Here is an 18,063-nt window from a genome sequence, read left to right as displayed (position 1 = left end):
GAGCACCCACGGGCGCCACAAAGAAGGAGCGCGGTGAAAAGGGCGCGGTCGGGCTCCCACCTCAGGCCCGGCTCTTCGTCACCCGTGAGCGGCCACCAGATAGCACGCTTCGCCACCAAGAGACTGTTCCACCTCATCCGTGATCCAAGAGTGTCGAGGCTTGGTGAGCCTGTGCTCGATGTCGAGTTCGGCACAGGCGAATTCGAAGGCGTGGCAGAGGAACGGCAGCTTGCGGGCGAGCATCTGCCGGATGTCCTCAGGCGTCTGGCCATCGCCGCCGGGCTCGATGAAGTGCGTGCCATTGTCGGTGATCACGGTGTGGATCCGGTAGGGAACCGCCGCGGCGAGGGTCCGGAGGAAGTTGCCGGTCACTTGGCGTGTGCCCTTCTCGTGCATTTCCACGAAGGCGAACTTCGAGGTTCTGTCGATGGCAACGAAGAGGTGAGCTTGCCTGCTGTGTCCGGACCTCGGCGATGTCGACGGGGAAGTAGCCGATCGGGTAGCGCTTGAACTTGGAGCGCCCTGGCTTGCCGCTCTCGGTATCCGGCAGGCGGCTGATGCCATCGGGCTAAAACCCGATCCCCCGGCGATACCGTGTCGTCGGTCAAGCGGGTGATGAGTCGGCTGCACCAGGCCGGAACGGCTTTTGTGTACGAACGACGGCGTGCGTGTAGACCAGCAGTTTACGGGCGACGGCTCCCGGCAAAGAGGTCGACGGGCACTCGCCGCACTTGGTTCTGCCTCCTCCGCTCGCGCCGTTGCTGACGCGGATGAGGCCCGGGCGGCCGGAAGCCCTGCAGCCCAAGGAGCCGATGCGGTGCTATCAGCGCGATTGGCTGGTTCAACCCGACATCAAGGAGCCAAGCCGGTTCGAACATCGATCGCGCGTCAGAAGACGCTCGATCCCTTTTCCGAAGGCGACGCGGGCAAGAGCGGGCTGAGGCGCTTGACGATACGGAGCCAGTGAAGGCATGGGCCGCGACTTTCTGCACGTCGCCATCGATGATGCCGCCCAGACTGTGCATGTCGAGGTGGTCCCGCACGCTCCACCTCCATCCAACCGCCAACGAGCACTGGCGAGAACCTGAACCTTGATGATCCGCGCGGTCGACTTGGCTCGGCCCAGAGCAGCATTTCGCGCCTGCTGATGCGGGGTCATCTCCTCCTGCCCCGTCCCGTTCTGGCCGCGGACTACCATGGGCTGTCCGTCCGCCTCTGGGGGCAGCCTGCGGATCCGATATTGCCCACTGCACCCCTTGCTGAACTCTGGACGGAACCGCGCGGGTCTGCTCATTTCTGCCATCGTCCGCGTATGGGGGCCTGCTTGCACGCCATCCTGGACTTCCGCCGCCGCTACGGCTCGCTCCTGACGGGCTACGTGCTGGTCGCCGTGGCCGTCTGGATGCTCGGCATCATCGTCCTGCCGCAGGCGGTGATGATGCAATACTCGTTCTGGCGGCTGGACCGCTCGCATTCCGCCGAGCTCGATGCCCAGATCGAGCGCCTCTACATGGACAAGCAGAAGATCGAGCGGCAGATCCGGGCGATCGAACGCGAGCTGCGCAAGCCGGACGCCGATGCGGCCGCGCTGGAGGCGCAGAAGGTGCCGCTGGCCGAGCAGGTCGCTGCGATCGAGGCACGCCTGCCGGAGATGGAGGAACAGGTCACCAGACCGGTCAAGGTGTATGGCGTGGACAACTATGTCCACTTCCTCACCAGCGAGCTGCACTGGAGCATCTTCCTCAAGACCATCTGGGCCTCGGTGATCGTGACCGTGATCGCGGCCGTGATCTGCTACCCGGTAGCCTACTACATCGCCCATGTCGCCTCGGGCCACCACGCGCCTCTGCTGATGCTGGCGCTGATCGTGCCCTACTGGGTCAACGAGCTGCTGCGCACCCTCGCCTGGCTGATGATCCTGTCCGAGAACGGCATCGCCAACCTCATGCTGCGCGCGCTGGGCCTGCCCGGCGTCGACTGGCTGAACGCCGATGCCGGCGTGATCATCGGCATGACCTATGCCTACGTGCTGTTCATGATCTTCCCGGTCTACAATGCGCTGGAAACGTTGGACCGCAACCAGATCGAGGCGGCACGAGACCTGGGCGCCTCCTGGGCGCGGATCCACTGGCGCGTGATCATCCCGCATGCCAAGCCCGGCCTGGCCGTCGGCTGTATCATGGTATTCATGCTGGCGGCCGGCTCGTTCGCCGTCCCACAGATCCTGGGCGGGGTCCGCTCAGTCTGGTTCACCCAGGTGATCTATTCCTGGTTCTACGACCACAGCAACTGGAACATGGGCGCCGCCTACGCGATGGGCCTTCTGATCCTGTGCATCCTGTTCGTCCTCCTGATGATGCGGCTGTTCCGCGTGCGCCTGGAGGACATCGCCCGTGGCTGACGCGATGGCCGGTGTGCCGGGAGGGGGTGAGGCATGATCCGAGCGCGTGGTGCCGACGGCTGGATGGGCCGCATCCTGAGCATCTATCTCGTGCTGTTCTTTCTCTACATGTTCGGCCCGCTGCTCATCATGTCGCTCGCCGCGTTCAACGACAGCCCCTACCCCACCGTGACGCATTGGCAGGGCTGGACACTGCGCTGGTTCGGCGCCCTGTTCGCCGACCGGGAACTGTGGGTCGGCATCCAGAACTCGCTGCTCATCGGCGTCGGCGTGATGCTGCTGGCCGTGCCGTGCGGCCTAGCCGCCGCCCTGCTCCTGACCCGCATGCGGCTGTCCCGGACCTCGCGCAACCTGGTCTACGGCATCCTGGTCTCGCCGGTCCTGGCACCCGGCATCCTCCTGGGCATCTCGACCCTGATCTTCTGGCAGAATTTCGGGGTGGGCGGCGGGCTGCTGCTCGCCACGATCGGCCAGACCAGCTTCATCGCCGCCTACTGTATGCTCCTGTTCACCGCCCGGCTGCAGCGCTTCGACGCGACCCTGGAGGAGGCGGCGCTCGATCTGGGCGCCTCGCACACCCAGGTGTTCCGGCGAATCATGCTGCCCTTCCTGCGCCCGGCGATCCTGACCTCCTGCGTGCTGGCCTTCCTGCAGAGCATGGAGAACTACAACACCACCGTGTTCGCGATCGGCGGCGAGCGGACCCTGATGATCGAGATCGCCGCCAACGTCCGCCACGGCTTGACGCCGATGGTGAACGCGCTGGCCGTGGTGCTGATCGCGGTGACGGTGGCACTGGCACTGGCCTACGAGTTGCACCGGCGGACGGAGCTGCGCCGGGCCAGCCGCCGGGCGGCCGCTGCCCAGGCGGTCGACCTGCGGCTCGCCCGCAAGCCGACCCTGCAGCCGGCCTGAGCGATGCGCATCACCTTCCGCTGTCCCCCGGAACTCCAGGCCGTGCTGCCCCCACCCGTGGCAGCCGCCGCCTGCCTGCCGCCATGGCTGAAGTCCATGCCCGGCACGGCGTTCGACCGGGACAGCGGCACGGCCGTGCGCACCCTCAAGCACTGCCCGCCTTTGCTCGACGCGCTGGGCCTGGGCTACCTGATCCTCCTGCCGGCCGACCTGCAGGTCGGCCCAGGCCCCAGCTTCACCTGGGACTGGAGCCCGCCGCCCACGCGCCTGCCGGGCCTGCCGCGCAGCCCCATCTCGTTCCATGCGGCCGCCCAGGGCGAAGGTGCCGGGCTGGCGCCACCGGGCCGGCGATTCCTGAAGTTCCTCAACTTCTGGACGATCGAGACCGAGCCCGGCATCTCGGTGCTGGCGAGCCACCCCTTCAACCGGCACGACCTGCCGTTCACCACGCTGACCGGGATGATCGATACCGACCTTTATCGCGCCGGCCTCGTCCATTTTCCTGCGGTCTGGCGCGACGACCGTTTCACGGGTGTGCTGCCACGCGGCACGCCGGTGGCCCAGCTGATTCCGCTGCGCCGCGAGCCGCTCGACGCCACGGTCTCGGTTCTGGACGAGCCTGGCCAGCTGGCAACCGAGCAGCTGCGCCACGAGCTGGATACGCAGACCGGTATCTACCGCAAGCGCTTCCGCGCCCGGCGCGGCGGCACCGGATGACCCGGACATGGCAGCCTAAGACGAAGTTGCCGCGGTGCCGAACTGGCGATGCGGCCTGTGATTGGATGCCGCACATCACAGCCTCGTGAAGGCTGTGCTCTTGCTGACCCCTGCAGACGTCTGTCTTCTTATCGCTGTCAACTCCACGCAGGATGCCCCTGCGCAGGCCCAACGCAGAACTAGACGACCGCCTGCTGGCCGACCTCGCGCGCCGGTTCGAAGGAGCCGGCGCTGCCGCTGTGGTCGAGCCAGGCGCGCGCCTCGTCGATGGCGGCCTGGTTCACCTTCTCGCCGAAGATCACCATCCGGATCGTCAGGAACACGATCTTCAGGTCGAGCCAGGGGGAGGCATGCCTGGTGTACCAGAGGTCCAGCGCCATCTTGTCCGGATTGCTGAGCTGGTGGCCGCCATTGACCTGCGCCCAGCCGGTCAGGCCCGGACGCAGGCGCGAACGCTCCCAGCCCCCGTCGGCCAGATCGGCCAAGTCGCGTGGCAGCAGGGGGCGCGGCCCGATGAAGGACATGTCGCCCTTGAGCACGTTGACCAGCTGCGGGATCTCGTCCAGCCGGGTGCGGCGCAGGAACCGGCCGACCATGCCGGTCCGCTCCTGGTCGCTCAGAAGCCGGCCATCCGCGCTACGCGGCGAGCGCATCGAGCGGAACTTCAGCAAGGTGAACGGCCGCAGCACGTGGCCCGGCCGGACCTGCCGGAACAGGACCGGATTGCCCATCTCGACCAGGACCAAGAAGGCGGCGAGCAGCGAGATGGGTGCCGTGAACAGGAGCAGCGCGGCACTGACCGCGACGTCCAGGAAGCGCTTCACCTCCAGCCAGCGGGGCGCTCCCACCGGCATGGGTTCGTCGGCAGTGGCCACGACCCCCCCGCCACCCAGGCGGAGCGAGAGCAGGTCCGGCAGGGTGTCGATCTCCACTCCGTGGCGGCGGGCGATGCCGCCTAGTCTTCCGACCAGACCTGCCGGCAGGCTTTCCAGCGGCTTGGTGACGATCATCCGCTCGGCGAAGATCCCGTGCGTCTCCAGGTCGACCAGCACCTGCTCCAGGTCCTCGGCCCCGCCCAGCACCGGGACGCCGTTGAAGGAACGGCCGACCAGCGTGCCCTGGTCGCACAGGATGCCCACCGCATAGAAGGCCGAGCCGGGCGTGGCGTCGAGTGCATGGAGGTAGATCGCCGCCCCCTCGCCCGTGCCGAGCAGCAGGATCGGCGTGCGCTGGCGGAAGACGCTCCGCTCGCCCCGGCGGGTCATGTACCAGCGGTACAGGAAGCGCGAACCCGACAGCAGGGTCACCAGCACGAACCATTGAATGAACGGCACGGAGCGGCCGATCCCGTCCAGCCGGCCGATCACGAACATGGTCGGCACGAACAGGAACACCGCGATGGTGGCCGCCCGGACCACAGTCATCTGGTCGGTGGTCGAGCTCCATCGCCACACGCTCTTGTGAAGGCTCAGCGAGAAGAACACGAAGGCGGAGACGGCGGCGAAGATGATGGTGCCCACGATCAGGGCGTAGGTGTTCTCCTCGCTCCAGCTTTCAGGTGCGCGCAGCAGCATGGCGAGCACGAACGAAAGCGCGGCCATGAGGGTATCATGAGCCAGGATGAACGCTCGGCGGCCAGCCTGGCTCGCCCTGGTCGCGAAGAAGCCCGACATCAACAAGAATGTCTCCGGGGGAGATTCGCGGGCGGGCGATCTCCCACAAGAATTGTACTAAGCCCAGCGACGGACAGCCATCGCCGTTGCAGAGGGCAGGACCGCGGTTCCTGCCCTGTTAGGGCAGAGCCCTGAACGTCCACGGCCGGGAATTGAGCACGAACGCGCATGTTTCTCAATCACGCCCATTCCCGCTGGGCCCTCTTGTAGATAGCGATTGTCGCTGCGAAGTGACGGCCGGCCAGGTGAGCGCGACCGCTGGACGAGTGCCGGTCGATTTCCGCATGCCTTTACGTGGCCCGAGCGAATCGGATAAGAGAGCGCCTCGATCGCCGTGGGTTCCTGTGGCGCGGCTTATGGCATGCCGCTTTGCGAGCCTAGTGGTCGCCATGACACACCTCGCCGACGACGGCATCGGCACGGCGTCCGAAATGTAACATGGTCTGCATGCGGCACTCGATGCCCAGCAGCTGCGTGCATATCTGCTAGCATAATCGGTGTCATCAGCTAGAAGCTTTGTGAAAGTTTCGTAACCTTGGAGGCGGTAGCGCGGCAGCGCACCGCGAAAGTGCAACTGGCCGGAGCGCGATGAACGCCAACAACATGCAGAGCCGCGGCGATCTCGGCTCCCGCGGCAAGCGCGGTGGAGCCGCTTCTGCCGACCACGACCAGGATTCGATCGACCTGGGCGAACTGCTGGCCATCCTGTGGCGCCGCAAGTGGTTGATCGCTGCCTTCGTGGTGCTCGGCACCACGATCGCCACCCTGGCCGGCACCCAGGTGCAGAAGCGCTACACCGCAACTGCCGCCCTGATGCTGGAGCCCCTGAACGAGCAGGTCGTGAACCTGCAGCAGGTGGTGGCGGGGTTGACCGGTGACGCTCCGGCGCTGGCGACCCAGGTGCGCCTGCTCACTGCGCGCGACCAAATCGCACGGGTGATGGACGACATGAGCCTGTTCGAGGACCCGGAGTTCAACCCGGCCCTCGATCCGGCGAACCAGCCGAGCAATCTCGACTACGCGATCGGTGGCCCGATCGAGATGGTCCTCGAGATGCTCCCGGAGAACCTCGTCATCGCCGCCGGCCTCGCCAAGGAGAAGCTGCCGGTGCTGGCGACCGAGGCACCCATTCTGAACCGTCAGGCGGCGGTGGACCGCTTCGCCCGCAATTTCGAGGTGCGCCTGGACGATCCGTCCTACGTCATGCTCGTGTCGTTCACCTCGCCGGATCCGCAAAAGGCGGCGGACATCGCCAACCGGGTCACCCAGATCTACGTCGAGGACCAGATCAATTCCAAGTCGGCGGCGACCACCAAGGCGGCCAGCTGGCTGGACGACCGCCTGGCGGCCCTGAGCAGCGAAGTGGAGGCGGCGGAGCGCGCGGTCGAGAAGTTCCGCGCCGAGAACGACATCGTGTCGACGCGTGACGTCACGCTGAACGACCAGCAGCTCGCCGACCTGAACCAGCAGCTCATCGAATCCCGTGCCGAGCTCGCGGCCGCCCAGGCCACCCTTCGGCTGGCGCGCGACATGCGTGGCGGGGGTGCCGGCCTGGACACGATGGCGGAGGTGCTGAACAGCCCGGTGATCATCGCCCTGCGCGGCCAGGAGACCGACCTACTGCGCCGGGAGAACGAGCTGAAGCAGCAGTTCGGCCCGCGTCACCCGATGATCCAGCAGATCGCGACCGAGAAGCAGCAGCTCTACAGCAAGATCTCCGCCGAGGTGGCACGGATCGCCGCGAACCTGAGCAACCAGGTCGAGGTGATCGGCACCCGGGTCGCGACGCTGGAGAGCGAGCTGGACAAGGCCAAGGGCACCACGGTCAAGGACCGGGATGCCGAGATCAAGCTGCGCGAGCTCGAGCGGCAGGCCGACGCAAGTCGGGCGCTCTACGAGCAGTTCCTGCAGCGCTCCAAGGAGACCCGCGAGCAGCAGAAGCTGATCGAGGCGGATGCCAAGATCCTTTCAGTCGCCGCTCCGCCGGATCGCCCGTCGACCGCAGGCCCGCGCCTGTTCGGCGCGGTGGGCTTCGCCGGCAGCTTGGTGGTGGGCTCGCTGCTCTCGCTGCTGTTGGAGCGGCGCGACCAGGGCCTGCGCTCGTCGCGGCAGATCGAACGCCTGCTCGGCCAGCAGCCGCTGGCGCTGGTGCCGCGCCTGGACCGGCTGCGCCGTAACCAGAAGCCGCACCAATACCTCGTGGCCAAGCCGCTGTCCGCCTATACCGAGGCGATCCGCTCGGTGCTGACCACGCTGAAGCTTTCGTCGGTCGACAATCCGCCCAAGGTGATCCTGGTCACTTCCTCCCTGCCCCAGGAAGGCAAGTCGACCTTCGTCACGAGCCTCGCGACGTTCGCCGCGCGCTCGCAGAAGAAGGTCATCCTGGTCGACCTGGACCTGCGCCACCCGTCGGTGGCGCGCGAACTGGGCCGGCCGGTGGCAGCCGGCATCGTGGAGTTCATGGTGGGCGATCGGACGCTGGACGAGGTGGTGCAGCACGATCCGGCGACCGGTCTGGACTTCCTGCCGGTCAAGCGCCAGACCGCGAACCCGACCGACCTGCTCGACAGCCAGAAGATGCGCCTCCTGATCGAGACGCTGCGGCAGACCTACGACTACGTGTTCCTGGACTGCGCGCCGGTGATGAGCGTCACCGACAGCCGGGTTGCGGCCCTCCTGGCCGACCGTGTGGTGTTCTGCGTGCGCTGGTCCAAGACCCCGAAGGACGCGGTGAGCCTGTCCTTCGACACGCTGCGGCAGACCAACGTGCCGATCGGCGGCATCGTGGTCACGCAGGTCGACGTGAAGAAGCACGCCCAGTACGGCTACGGCGATGTGGCGCAGTACTACGGCAAGTATCAGGACTATTACGTGAACTGAGCCAGCCGTCCCCGGGTACTCAACTCGGGGACGGTGCCGCTCTGCTGGTCGGGACGAGGGGACGGCTGCCTTGGCATTCGTGTTGAACCTGCCGAAGATCGTTCCCGTGAAGGGTTTTCGGAGCAGGAACCCGCTGGTCCGCCTGGTGCTGGACCTGTTCTCGTTCGAGGCGTTGTTCGTGCTGTTCCTGTTCGCAGGACGCTACAAGGGCGACCCTCGCTTCGCCTTCTTCCCGATCGACCCGACCCTCCTGTTCCTGGTGCTCAGCATCGCGGTGGGCCTGGTCCTCCTGTTCCAGGAAAAGCTGTACCTGCCGGGCGCTTATGTGCTCGGGGTGTGGACGGTTTTCGTCGTCTACATGTGGATCGGCTTGATCTGGACCGAGGGGCGCTCCTATGGGCGCGAGAAGCTGTTCCTGACCACGGTCACCAACACCTGGTGCCTGATCGCGGGCGCGCTGATCCTGGCGAATTCGCGCGAGCGGGTGCGGCGGCTGATGCGCCTGATCGTGCTGTTCGCCATGTGGCTGGGCGTGGAGGCGCTGCTCGCCTGGGCCAAGCAGGGCTTCCGCGGCCGGCTCCTGATCAACAACGGCGACAGCTATCTGGGCTTCGGCCGGGTCTGCGGCATGGGCGCCATCATCGTGTGCGCGTTCTGGGCGACCAGCAGCGGCGTCACCTTCCGCCGGCTGGTGCTGCTGGTGCTGCTGGCGATGTTCATGATGGTGCTGCTGATCGGCGGCGGCCGTGGGCCGCTGATCAGCGGCGTGGTGCCGATGCTGCTGATCGCCATCATCGGCTGGAAGCTGACTGCGGCGGGGCGGGTCCGGGTCATGCGCATGCAGATCCCGATCCTGCTGGCCCTGGTGGCGCTGGTAGGGGTGATCGCCTATGCCATCACCTCACCCGATGTCGACCTGGGCGCCCTGTCCACTCTGGCACGCCTGAAAGGCGTCGCGAGCGGAGAACTGGTCAGCAACTCCGACTTCCGGCGCAGCTTCAACATCACCGCAGCGTTCACCTGGATCCCGCGTGCGCCGATCTTCGGTTTCGGGATCGGCAGCTGGCCGATCCTTGTGCACAACGTGGACATCCAGGATCATCCGCACAACATGATCCTCGACATCATGTTCGACTTCGGCCTGGTCGGGCTGGCAATGGTCGCGGCACTGTTCTGGGTCTGCCTGAAGCCGGTCAACGTTCACCGCCTGCGCACCGACCCGCTCCTGCTCGCCACGGCGATGCTCACTATCAACACCCTGATGAACGCGATGACTTCGGGTGACCTGCAGGAGAACCGCGCCGTCTTCCTGATGCTGGGCCTGCTGCTGGTGCGCGCGGCCGAGGATCCGGACGATGTTGATGAGGAGGACGGCGAGGACTTCGACGAGCCCGAGGACGACGACCGACCCTGGCAGGACGGTGAAGCCGAGGACCTGGCGGAGTTCCGCCGGCTGCGGCCGCGAATCGCCGAGGATTTCGACGGTCCGACCTCGACCCGCTGATCAGGCTCACGATGGTGCTGGCTGTGGCGCCGCTGCCATGGCGGCGCCCCTTATGCCGCATGGTGCGACGGATTGTGATCCACCCGGGATCGGGCTCTACTATGTGGTTGCGGCGGCGGCGAAGCGGCACCGCGTCTGGTCGCCTGCGTGAGCAGCGGTTGTTGGTCCTGCTCATCCGTGAGGGAGCCCAGCCGGAGGTGGGACGGGCGTCCCCTTCCGCGGCGGGCCGGTTCCTGGCGGAGATGAGCAGCACGTGGCGGATAACGAGCGCGCGCAGGCGCTCGATTGCCGCCGGTCTCCTGGAGTGGATCTGCGTATGAAGATTATCGTTTGCGGTTTCGGTTACGTCGGTGCCACGGTGGCGGCATGCCTGCTCCGCGAAGGGCATTCCATCGTCGGCGTCGACATCAGCCCGGACAAGGCCGCGGCGATATCGGCCGGACGCTCCCCCATCCATGAGCCGGGCGTGAACGGCTTCCTGCGGGCGGGGCATGCCGACGGGCGGCTGGTCGGCAGCACGGAGGTCGGCGACCACGTGCTGGACGCCGATATGGCACTGATCTGCGTGGGCACCCCCAGCAAGCCCAACGGCTCGCTCGACCTGTCTTATGTCGTGAAGATCGCCCGGCAGATGGGTGAGGCGGTGCGCCGGCGCGACCCAGCGATGCCCCCGCTCCTGCTGGTGTTCCGCAGCACGATGCTGCCGGGCTCGATGGACAAGGTCGTGCTGCCCAACCTGCTGGAAACGGCGGGCGAGGCACCGGGCGGGCGCTACGAGGTCGCCTATAATCCGGAGTTCCTGCGCGAGGGCACGGCGATCGCCGATTATTTCGCCCCGCCCAAGACGGTGATCGGCGAGCGGGCGCCCGGCACCAGCAAGAAGCTGCTCGGCATCTGCGACGGGCTGGACGCGCCGATGTTCGAGGTGCCGTTCGCGGTGGCCGAGATGGTGAAGTATGCCGACAACAGCTTCCACGCCCTCAAGGTGGCCTATGCCAACGAGGTCGGCCGGCTGGCCCTTTCCCTCGAGATCGCGCCGCAGCGGGTGATGGAGATCTTCCTGGCGGACACCAAGCTCAACATTTCGCCCTATTACCTGCGGCCGGGCGCCCCGTTCGGCGGCTCCTGCCTGCCCAAGGACGTGCGCGCGCTGGCCTCCTGCATGCGCGAGCAGGGCGTGAGCGCGCCGGTGATGGAGAACATCCTGGCCAGCAACGCCAGCCACAAGCAGTTCCTGGTCCAGGAAATCGGCCGGCGGCTGCCGGTGGGCGGCCGGGTCCTGCTGCTCGGGCTGACCTTCAAGAGCGACACGGACGACCTGCGGGAGAGCCCGCTGCTCGATCTGGCCGAGCAATTGATCGGCAAGGGCTACCGCCTCTCGATCTACGATCCGGACCTGAAGACCGACGAGCTGGTCGGCGCCAACCAGCGCTATGTCCAAGAACACCTGCCGCATCTGTCGAGCATCCTGGTCCAAGACGTGGCAAATGCGGCCGCGGAGGCCGACCTCGTGGTGGTTGGCAAGGCGATGCCGGGCGTGGTCGACCGGCTGGGCGGCTCGGCCAAGCTGTTCCCGATCCACCGGCTCTGAGCAAGGCGACACGTCATGGCACACGGAGCTGGCAAGCCGGGCTTGCCGATGACCATGCAGGTCGAGCCGGCCGCGGAAACCTTCCGGATCACCATCGTCTACGGCCGGCTGCCGCTGCCGATGAAGCGCGCCGACCAGATGACGGTGGCCCATCTGATCGCCTTCCTGAAGGCCAGGGGCCACGAGGTCGATCTGCTCACTCTGGATGACGGCGAACAGCTGGCACCGGAGCACGAGGCGTGGCTGCGTGCCCATTGCCGTACACTGACCGTGATGCCGCAGGGCCGCAGGCGCAGCCTGCTCGGCATGATGCGCGGCCTGGCCAAGCGCTTGCCGCTCCAGGTCGGCTGGTTCTCCAACGACGACCAGCGGGACGCGGTGCGCCGCATCCTCGCCGAAGGCAGGGCGGACGTCGTCTACTGTTACACGATCCGGGGTGCCGAGAGCATTCGCGGCCTGCCGCGCGGCAATGCCGTGACCTTCCTCGCCATGCAGGTGTCGCAGTCGCTCAACACGCGGCGGATGATGGAGACCTTCACCACGCTGCGCGACAAGCTGATCTTCTCCACCGAGGCGCGGCTGGTGCGCCGCTACGAGGCCCATGTCTGGCAGGACTTCGACCGGGTGGTGCTGATCGGCGAGCGCGACGTCGAGGAGGTCCGCCAGGTCTGCCGCGAATATGGCCAGCCCGAGGTCGGCAACTGGGTGTATGGCGCGCACGGGGTGGATATCGGCCGCTACGTCCCGCGCGGGCGCGAGGTGGTCGAGCCGAACATGCTGGTGTTCTCCGGTGCGATGGGCACCAACACCAATGCGAATGCGGCCATCTGGTTCGCCGAGCACGTCTTCCCGAAGATCCGTGCGGAAGTGCCGGACGCCCGCCTGATGATCGTGGGCCGCAACCCCAGGCCGGCGGTGACGGCCCTGGGCAGCCGGCCGGGCGTCACCGTGACCGGCGAGGTGCCGGATCCGGCCGACTACATCGCCCGGGCCGCGGTCTGCGTGAACCCGGTGATGGCCGGCGCCGGCATGCAGAACAAGCTGCTGGAGTTCCTCGCCATGGCGAAGCCCACCGTGGCGACCACGGTGGCCAACGAGGGCATCCGCGCCACGCCCGGCGAGCATCTGATCATCGCCGACGCGCCGGACGAGTTCGCGCGGCAGACCGTGGCGCTGCTGCGGGACGAGGCGCGTGCCGCCAGCCTGGGGCTGGCCGGGCGCCGCTATGTCCAGGAGAACTGGACCTGGGAGGCGCACTGGCTGCGGCTGGAGGCGAACATGCTGGCGGCGCTGAAGGAAAAGCGTGGCGCGCCGGCGGCCGAGCGGCTGGTGCCGGCCTGAGCCATGCGGCTCGCGCCCATGTGACGCCCCTGCCGCCATCCCTTCCGGAACCCGCCCATGGTCGATGGGGTTACTGGACCATCAAAGGCGAAAGGGATCCGAGATGGCATCTGGTACCGTGGACAAGGCCAAGGGCATGGTCAAGGAAGCCGCCGGCAAGGTCACGGGCGACCGTCGCACCGAGGCGGAAGGCCAGACCGATCAGGCTAAGGGCGACTTGAAGAACGCGGCGCAGGACGTGAAGGACACCGCCAAGGGGGTCGGCGACAGCCTGAAGAAGTGATCGAATGGCGGGGGTGGCAGCCGGAGGGCTGCAGTTCCCGCCCGATCTCGGGACAAGGCAGAAGGGCGCGCCAGTGGCGCGCCCTTCTGCTGTTTTCAGCGTCCGGCAGTGCCAGAGAGATGGTGCTGGTGGCAGCGTGCCTCAGCGCGGTTCCTGGACATGTGCCTCGAGGAACCACAGGGCCTTGTCCAGGTCGCGCGACGCCTGGGTGAAGATGTCCGCGGTGGTGGCGTCGCCGGCCTCCTCGGACTCGTCGATCGCCTTGCGCACCATGTTGGCGAGATCGCCGTAGCGGTCGATCAGCGCGCTCAGATGGTCCTGCACCGCATAGATGTCGGTCGGGTAGGGCTTGAGGGCGGACGCCTCCGCCACCTTCTGCGTGCTGCCCAGCGCCGTGCCGCCCAACTGCACCACGCGCTCGGCGATCGTGTCGGAATGGCCATCCAGCTGGGCCCTGAACCCGTCCAGCATCTCGTGCACCGCGATGAACTGCGGCCCCTTCAGGTTCCAGTGCGCCTGCTTGGTGGCGAGCGCCAGGTCGATCGTCGCGGCCAGGTTCCGGTTCAGGATGCCGATCACGGTCGTCTTGGTGTTGGACGGGGTATCGTTCTTGGTCGAGTGGTTCTTCATGAGCATGCTCCTTAGCACCGCTGCTCCGGCCGCAGTGTCGTTGGCCGCCTTCCTAACCGCGAAATGCCCAGGGCGTTCCGTAGAACCGTCTTGCGATCACGGCAGGTCTGGTTTGCATCCATGGGCAGAACAGGCCAAGCATGTGGCTCTGTTGACGCACCCGAGGCCATGCAGGCGGACGGGTCGCTTTTCATGCAAACGGTGAAGGACTACACAGCCTGCCGAAGAGCCTGCGCAGCGCGCACGGCTGGTGCCGCCGCTTCCGGAGCAACATGTCCGTCGATCTGTCGATCATCGTGCCGGTGTACAACGAGGAGGACAATGTCCTGCCGATGTACGAGGCGATCCGCAACGCGGTGGCGCCGATCGACCGGACGGTGGAGCTCGTGTTCGTGGATGACGGCTCGCGTGACCGGACGGTCGAGCGGCTGAGCCAGCTGCCCCGCGACGGCAAGCCCAAGGTGCGCATCGTCAAGTTCCGCCGCAATTACGGCCAGACCCAGGCGATGATGGCCGGGATCGACGTGGCGGAAGGCAAGGTGCTGGTCACCATGGACGGCGACCTGCAGAACGATCCGCGCGACATCCCGCGCTTTCTGGAGCAGATCGAGGCCGGCCACGACCTGGTGGTCGGCTGGCGCAAGGACCGCAAGGACCACTGGTCGCGGGTGTTGCCATCCAAGGTCGCCAACCGGCTGATCGGCTGGGTCACCGGCGTGCCGATCAAGGACAACGGCTGCTCACTCAAGGCCTATCGGGCGGACCTGATCAAGCGGATCCCGCTCTATTCCGAGATGCACCGCTTCATCCCGGCCATGAGTTCGCTGGCCCGGCCGAAAATCGCCGAGATCGTGGTGCGCCACCATCCGCGCATGCACGGCTCATCCAAGTACGGTTTCTCCCGGATCTACAAGGTCTTCGTCGACCTGATCTCGATCCGCACCGTCTTGACCTTCGCCCGGGCACCGCTGCTGTGGCTCAGCGGCCTGACCATGCTGACCCTGCTGCTGACCCTCATGGCGGCGGTCGCCGCCGTGGTGTTCGCCGACACTTCCTATGCCGGCTCGTCGGTGGTGTTCGCCGGCGTCACCCTCCTGTTCGGCGCCCTCACCTTGTTCCTGATCTTCCTGGCGCTGCTCGGGCAGCTGATCTGGGGTGCCAGGTCGAAGAGCCTGGCTCCCTTCGTCGATCTCGCCGTCCGCCCCGCCGGTAGGGAAGTCCCGTGACCATGTCTGCTTCGGACCTCATGACCCGCCCCACTGCTTCCCTGCACCCGAACGACCCAACGCTCGGCGCGCTTCAGCCGGACAGCACCAATGACGTCGGGGCCGATTTTCAGCTTTCCGTGGTGATCCCGGTCAGCCGGGAGAGCGACACGATCCGCGACGACCATGAGCGCCATGCGGCAGCGCTCGCAGAGTTCGGCCGGGTGGAGTTCATCTACGTGCTGGACGGGCAGTTCCCGCGGGCCATGGCCGCGCTGGAAGCCCTGTCGCGCGAGGCCGGACACAACGTGCGGGCGCTGGTGTTCAACCAGACGTTCGGCGAGGCGGCGGCGCTGTCGGTGGGCTTCAAGCATGCCCGGGCACCGCGGATCCTGACCCTGGTCCCGGAGCCCCAGGTCGATCCGGCCGACCTTCCCGACCTCGTCCGCGGGCTCGATTCCGCCGACATGGTGGTGGCCAGGCGCACCAGCGGCGTCGGCGGCTCCGTGTTCGGTGCGGGCAAGATGGAGTGGGTGCTCAAGCGCATCCTGCAGTCGCCGTTCGCCGACCTGCGCTGCCGGGTGCGGGCACTCAAGCGCGAGGTCGCGGAGGAGATCGTCCTCTACGGCCACCAGCACCGCTTCTTCCCGCTGCTGGCGCTGCGCCACGGCTTCAAGGTGGTCGAGCAGACGGTGCGGCCCGGCGGCGGCCTGCCGCCCAAGGACACTTCCGCGCCGCTCGACTACTCCATGATCCTGGACGTGGTGACGGTCTTCTTCCTGCTGAAGTTCCTGAAGAAGCCGTTCCGCTTCTTCGGCGGGTTCGGTCTGGCCGTGCTGGCGCTGGGCCTGGTGGCGACCGGCTGGCTGGTGTTCACCCGGCTGGCCTTCGGCACACCACTGGTTGACCGCCCTGCCCTGATCCTGTCCTCGCTGATGGTGGTGCTGGGCGTACAGATCATCGCGGTCGGCCTGATCGGCGAGATCGTGACCTTCGCCTATACCAAGGACATGCGCGACTACCGGATCGAGCGGATCATCGAGTGATCCGCCCGTGTAACCGTCATGGCGGCGTCGGCGGGCTGGAGAAGACGCCGGCATAGACCAGGATCATCGCCAGGATGGCAAGCGCCACGCCGAAGATGAGCACGTAGCGCATCCGACCGAACTTGCGCCCCTGGCGCGCCTGGACAGGCGTCTTGACTGCACTCGAATCATGCCGCCCCGGCTCGGTCACCCGGTGATCGGTCTGGGCCATGGCTGCTCTTTCCTGTTCCAAAGCTGTACTTCGGAGGAACGGCCGGCCCGAGATGGGGTTCCAGGCGCTGCCACCCGATCGGCGGGGTCAGCCGCGCACTCGGACGAACTCGACTTCCGGCACCGCGCGGCCGTCATAGATGGCCAGCTTGGCGAGGCGCACCCGGCAGCCTTCGACCTGCGGGTCTTCAAACACGAACCGCACGAGATCCTCGGCCCAGCTTTCCAGCAGGGCCTGATGTGGCCGGGTCGGCCAGACCTCGGTCAGGTGACGATAGAGCCGGTGATAGTCCAGGCAGTCCTGATAGCGGCCGCTGGTGAAGGCACCGGCCAGACGCCACGCCTCGACCTCGATCTCGACCGGCTGTGTCCGGCCGAACTCCTCGGAAAACACGCCGATCGGCAGCTCCAGCACCAGGCCTTTCAGCCGGATGGTCTGTCGGTCCTGCAACGGCACCTCCTGTCTGCCGGTCTGCCCGCAGGCTTTTGAACCTGGGAATCGGCCGGATCCAGTAGCAATCTGGCGAAAGCGAATCAGGTGGGAGATGGGATCGGTGGGGGAACTGGGCTCGACCATGCGCGTGCTGCGGCCCGAACCGGGCCTGCTCGCCTTCTATGACGGCCGGATCGACGGGGTACGGCTGCATTCGGCCGCCCCCAACTGGCTGGATGATGGCGCATTCGGACTCGGCACCTGCACCTATGCGCTGGTCGAGGGCGACGATGCGCTGGTGTACGATACACACATCTCGCTCGGGCACGCCCGCATCATCCGCCGCACCCTGGCCGAGGCTGGTGCAAGGCGGATCCGGGTGGTGCTGAGCCACTGGCATGTCGACCATGTCGCCGGCAACGAGGTGTTCGCCGATTGCGAGATCATCGCGCACCGGCTCACCGCCGAGACGCTCCTGGCGCACCGGGCGGAGCTGGAGAACGGTGACCCGCCGGTCCGGCCGCTGGCCATGCCCGGCACCACCTATGAGGAGCGGCTGGAGCTGCGCGTAGGCAGCAAGGTGGCGGAGCTGCGCCATGCCGACGTGCACAGCCTGGACGGCACGGTGCTGGTCCTGCCCGACCGCGACCTGATTCTGGCCGGCGACACGCTGGAGGACCCGATCACCTATGTGGTGGAGCCGGCGCGGCTGGAGACCCATCTGGCGGGGCTGGAGCGCATGGCCGGCTGGGCGATCGGCCGGATCCTGCCCAATCACGGGGCCCCGGAGCGGATCGCGACCGGCGGCTACGGCCCCGGCCTGATCGAGGTCACCCGCCACTATGTCGAGAAGCTGCTGCGCAGCCGGACCGAGCCGGCGCTGCGCCAGCCCGACCTGCGCGGCTTCATGCCCGAGGCATTCGCCGCCGGAACCATCGTGTATCACCCGGCCTATGAGGCCGTGCATCGCCGCAACCTCGCAGCGGTCGCCTGAAGGAGACGAACTTGGCCAAGTCAGGAGCCCGCCGCGGCAGCCGTGCCGAAGCCCTGCCGCATCTCCAGCCGGCCGCACCCGGCCTGACCGGCCGCCATCTGGTCCTCCTGCCCGAGGACGACGTGCGGACCGGGATCTCGGCGCTGAAGAGCGTGGCCGGCCTCAAGGTGGCCCATTCCCGCGACTTCAGCGAGCAGTCCATCCAGACCGCACTGGCCGAGGCGGATGGCATCCTGTTCG

The 18,063-nt window shown here is 67.0% G+C and carries 15 protein-coding genes and 2 pseudogenes; 12 read left to right on the top strand and 5 right to left on the bottom strand.

Annotated features, from left to right (window positions below; genetic code table 11):
* Positions 1-123: 123 nt before the first annotated feature.
* A pseudogene (locus VNS22_RS11330) lies at positions 124-562 on the bottom strand (DDE-type integrase/transposase/recombinase); the annotation flags it as partial.
* Between the two features lie 762 nt (positions 563-1,324).
* On the opposite strand from VNS22_RS11330, the gene VNS22_RS11325 reads away from it, so the two are divergent.
* From VNS22_RS11325 to VNS22_RS11315, 3 genes are read left to right on the top strand one after another with little or no spacing between them, the layout of a single operon-like run.
* Positions 1,325-2,401: an ABC transporter permease subunit gene (locus VNS22_RS11325; RefSeq protein WP_325732448.1), complete on the top strand. Its 1,077-nt coding sequence runs from the start codon at positions 1,325-1,327 to the stop codon at positions 2,399-2,401.
* Between the two features lie 33 nt (positions 2,402-2,434).
* Positions 2,435-3,316, top strand: coding sequence for an ABC transporter permease (locus tag VNS22_RS11320; protein ID WP_325732446.1), 882 nt, complete (start codon positions 2,435-2,437; stop codon positions 3,314-3,316).
* Between the two features lie 42 nt (positions 3,317-3,358).
* Positions 3,359-4,033: a hypothetical protein gene (locus VNS22_RS11315; RefSeq protein ID WP_325732444.1), complete on the top strand. Its 675-nt coding sequence runs from the start codon at positions 3,359-3,361 to the stop codon at positions 4,031-4,033.
* A 179-nt stretch (positions 4,034-4,212) separates the two neighbouring features.
* Here the strand turns inward: VNS22_RS11315 and VNS22_RS11310 are convergent, their stop codons facing one another.
* Complete coding sequence (locus VNS22_RS11310; protein ID WP_325732441.1) at positions 4,213-5,634, bottom strand: sugar transferase; 1,422 nt, start codon at positions 5,632-5,634, stop codon at positions 4,213-4,215.
* A 660-nt stretch (positions 5,635-6,294) separates the two neighbouring features.
* Between VNS22_RS11310 and VNS22_RS11305 the strand changes: the two genes are divergently transcribed.
* The 5 genes from VNS22_RS11305 to VNS22_RS11285 all read left to right on the top strand — a co-directional run bounded on the left by VNS22_RS11305 (position 6,295) and on the right by VNS22_RS11285 (position 13,305).
* Positions 6,295-8,586 carry a GumC family protein gene (locus tag VNS22_RS11305; protein ID WP_325732439.1) on the top strand — a complete coding sequence of 764 codons (2,292 nt, stop codon included), beginning with the start codon at positions 6,295-6,297 and terminating at the stop codon, positions 8,584-8,586.
* 79 nt (positions 8,587-8,665) lie between these two features.
* Positions 8,666-10,090: an O-antigen ligase family protein gene (locus VNS22_RS11300; protein ID WP_325732450.1), complete on the top strand. Its 1,425-nt coding sequence runs from the start codon at positions 8,666-8,668 to the stop codon at positions 10,088-10,090.
* Between the two features lie 316 nt (positions 10,091-10,406).
* Entirely contained in the window at positions 10,407-11,681 is a 1,275-nt protein-coding gene (locus VNS22_RS11295) for a nucleotide sugar dehydrogenase (RefSeq protein ID WP_325732437.1), read from the top strand.
* A gap of 15 nt (positions 11,682-11,696) precedes the next feature.
* Complete coding sequence (locus VNS22_RS11290; protein WP_325732435.1) at positions 11,697-13,022, top strand: glycosyltransferase; 1,326 nt, start codon at positions 11,697-11,699, stop codon at positions 13,020-13,022.
* A gap of 103 nt (positions 13,023-13,125) precedes the next feature.
* The gene (locus VNS22_RS11285; protein WP_325732433.1) at positions 13,126-13,305 is read left to right on the top strand and encodes a CsbD family protein; all 180 of its coding nucleotides are present in this window, start codon (positions 13,126-13,128) and stop codon (positions 13,303-13,305) included.
* Positions 13,306-13,446: 141 nt separating this feature from the next.
* On the opposite strand, the gene dps is transcribed toward VNS22_RS11285, so the two are convergent.
* Positions 13,447-13,941: a DNA starvation/stationary phase protection protein Dps gene (gene dps / locus VNS22_RS11280; protein ID WP_325732431.1), complete on the bottom strand. Its 495-nt coding sequence runs from the start codon at positions 13,939-13,941 to the stop codon at positions 13,447-13,449.
* Positions 13,942-14,207: 266 nt separating this feature from the next.
* Here dps and VNS22_RS11275 point away from each other — a divergent pair, with 266 nt between their 5' ends.
* Together VNS22_RS11275 and VNS22_RS11270 are read left to right on the top strand one after the other, a co-directional pair.
* Positions 14,208-15,161: a glycosyltransferase family 2 protein gene (locus tag VNS22_RS11275; protein WP_325732429.1), complete on the top strand. Its 954-nt coding sequence runs from the start codon at positions 14,208-14,210 to the stop codon at positions 15,159-15,161.
* Between the two features lie 2 nt (positions 15,162-15,163).
* Positions 15,164-16,186: a glycosyltransferase gene (locus VNS22_RS11270; RefSeq protein WP_325732427.1), complete on the top strand. Its 1,023-nt coding sequence runs from the start codon at positions 15,164-15,166 to the stop codon at positions 16,184-16,186.
* A 16-nt stretch (positions 16,187-16,202) separates the two neighbouring features.
* Here VNS22_RS11270 and VNS22_RS11265 read toward each other — a convergent pair whose 3' ends face one another.
* Entirely contained in the window at positions 16,203-16,397 is a 195-nt protein-coding gene (locus tag VNS22_RS11265; protein WP_325732425.1) for a hypothetical protein, read from the bottom strand.
* An 87-nt stretch (positions 16,398-16,484) separates the two neighbouring features.
* On the bottom strand, positions 16,485-16,847 hold the full coding sequence (locus VNS22_RS11260) for a dihydroneopterin aldolase (RefSeq protein ID WP_325732423.1): 363 nt from the start codon (positions 16,845-16,847) through the stop codon (positions 16,485-16,487).
* A 94-nt stretch (positions 16,848-16,941) separates the two neighbouring features.
* Between VNS22_RS11260 and VNS22_RS11255 the strand changes: the two genes are divergently transcribed.
* A complete protein-coding gene (locus tag VNS22_RS11255; protein ID WP_349261767.1) occupies positions 16,942-17,823 on the top strand; it encodes an MBL fold metallo-hydrolase in 882 nt (293 codons plus the stop codon).
* A gap of 11 nt (positions 17,824-17,834) precedes the next feature.
* Positions 17,835-18,063, top strand: a pseudogene (locus VNS22_RS11250) (hypothetical protein); the annotation flags it as partial.

It is taken from the genome of Geminicoccus sp. (genome assembly GCF_035556675.1).
In the GTDB taxonomy this organism is placed as follows: Bacteria; Pseudomonadota; Alphaproteobacteria; order Geminicoccales; family Geminicoccaceae; genus Geminicoccus.
This window is presented reverse-complemented; position numbering and strand designations above follow the sequence as displayed.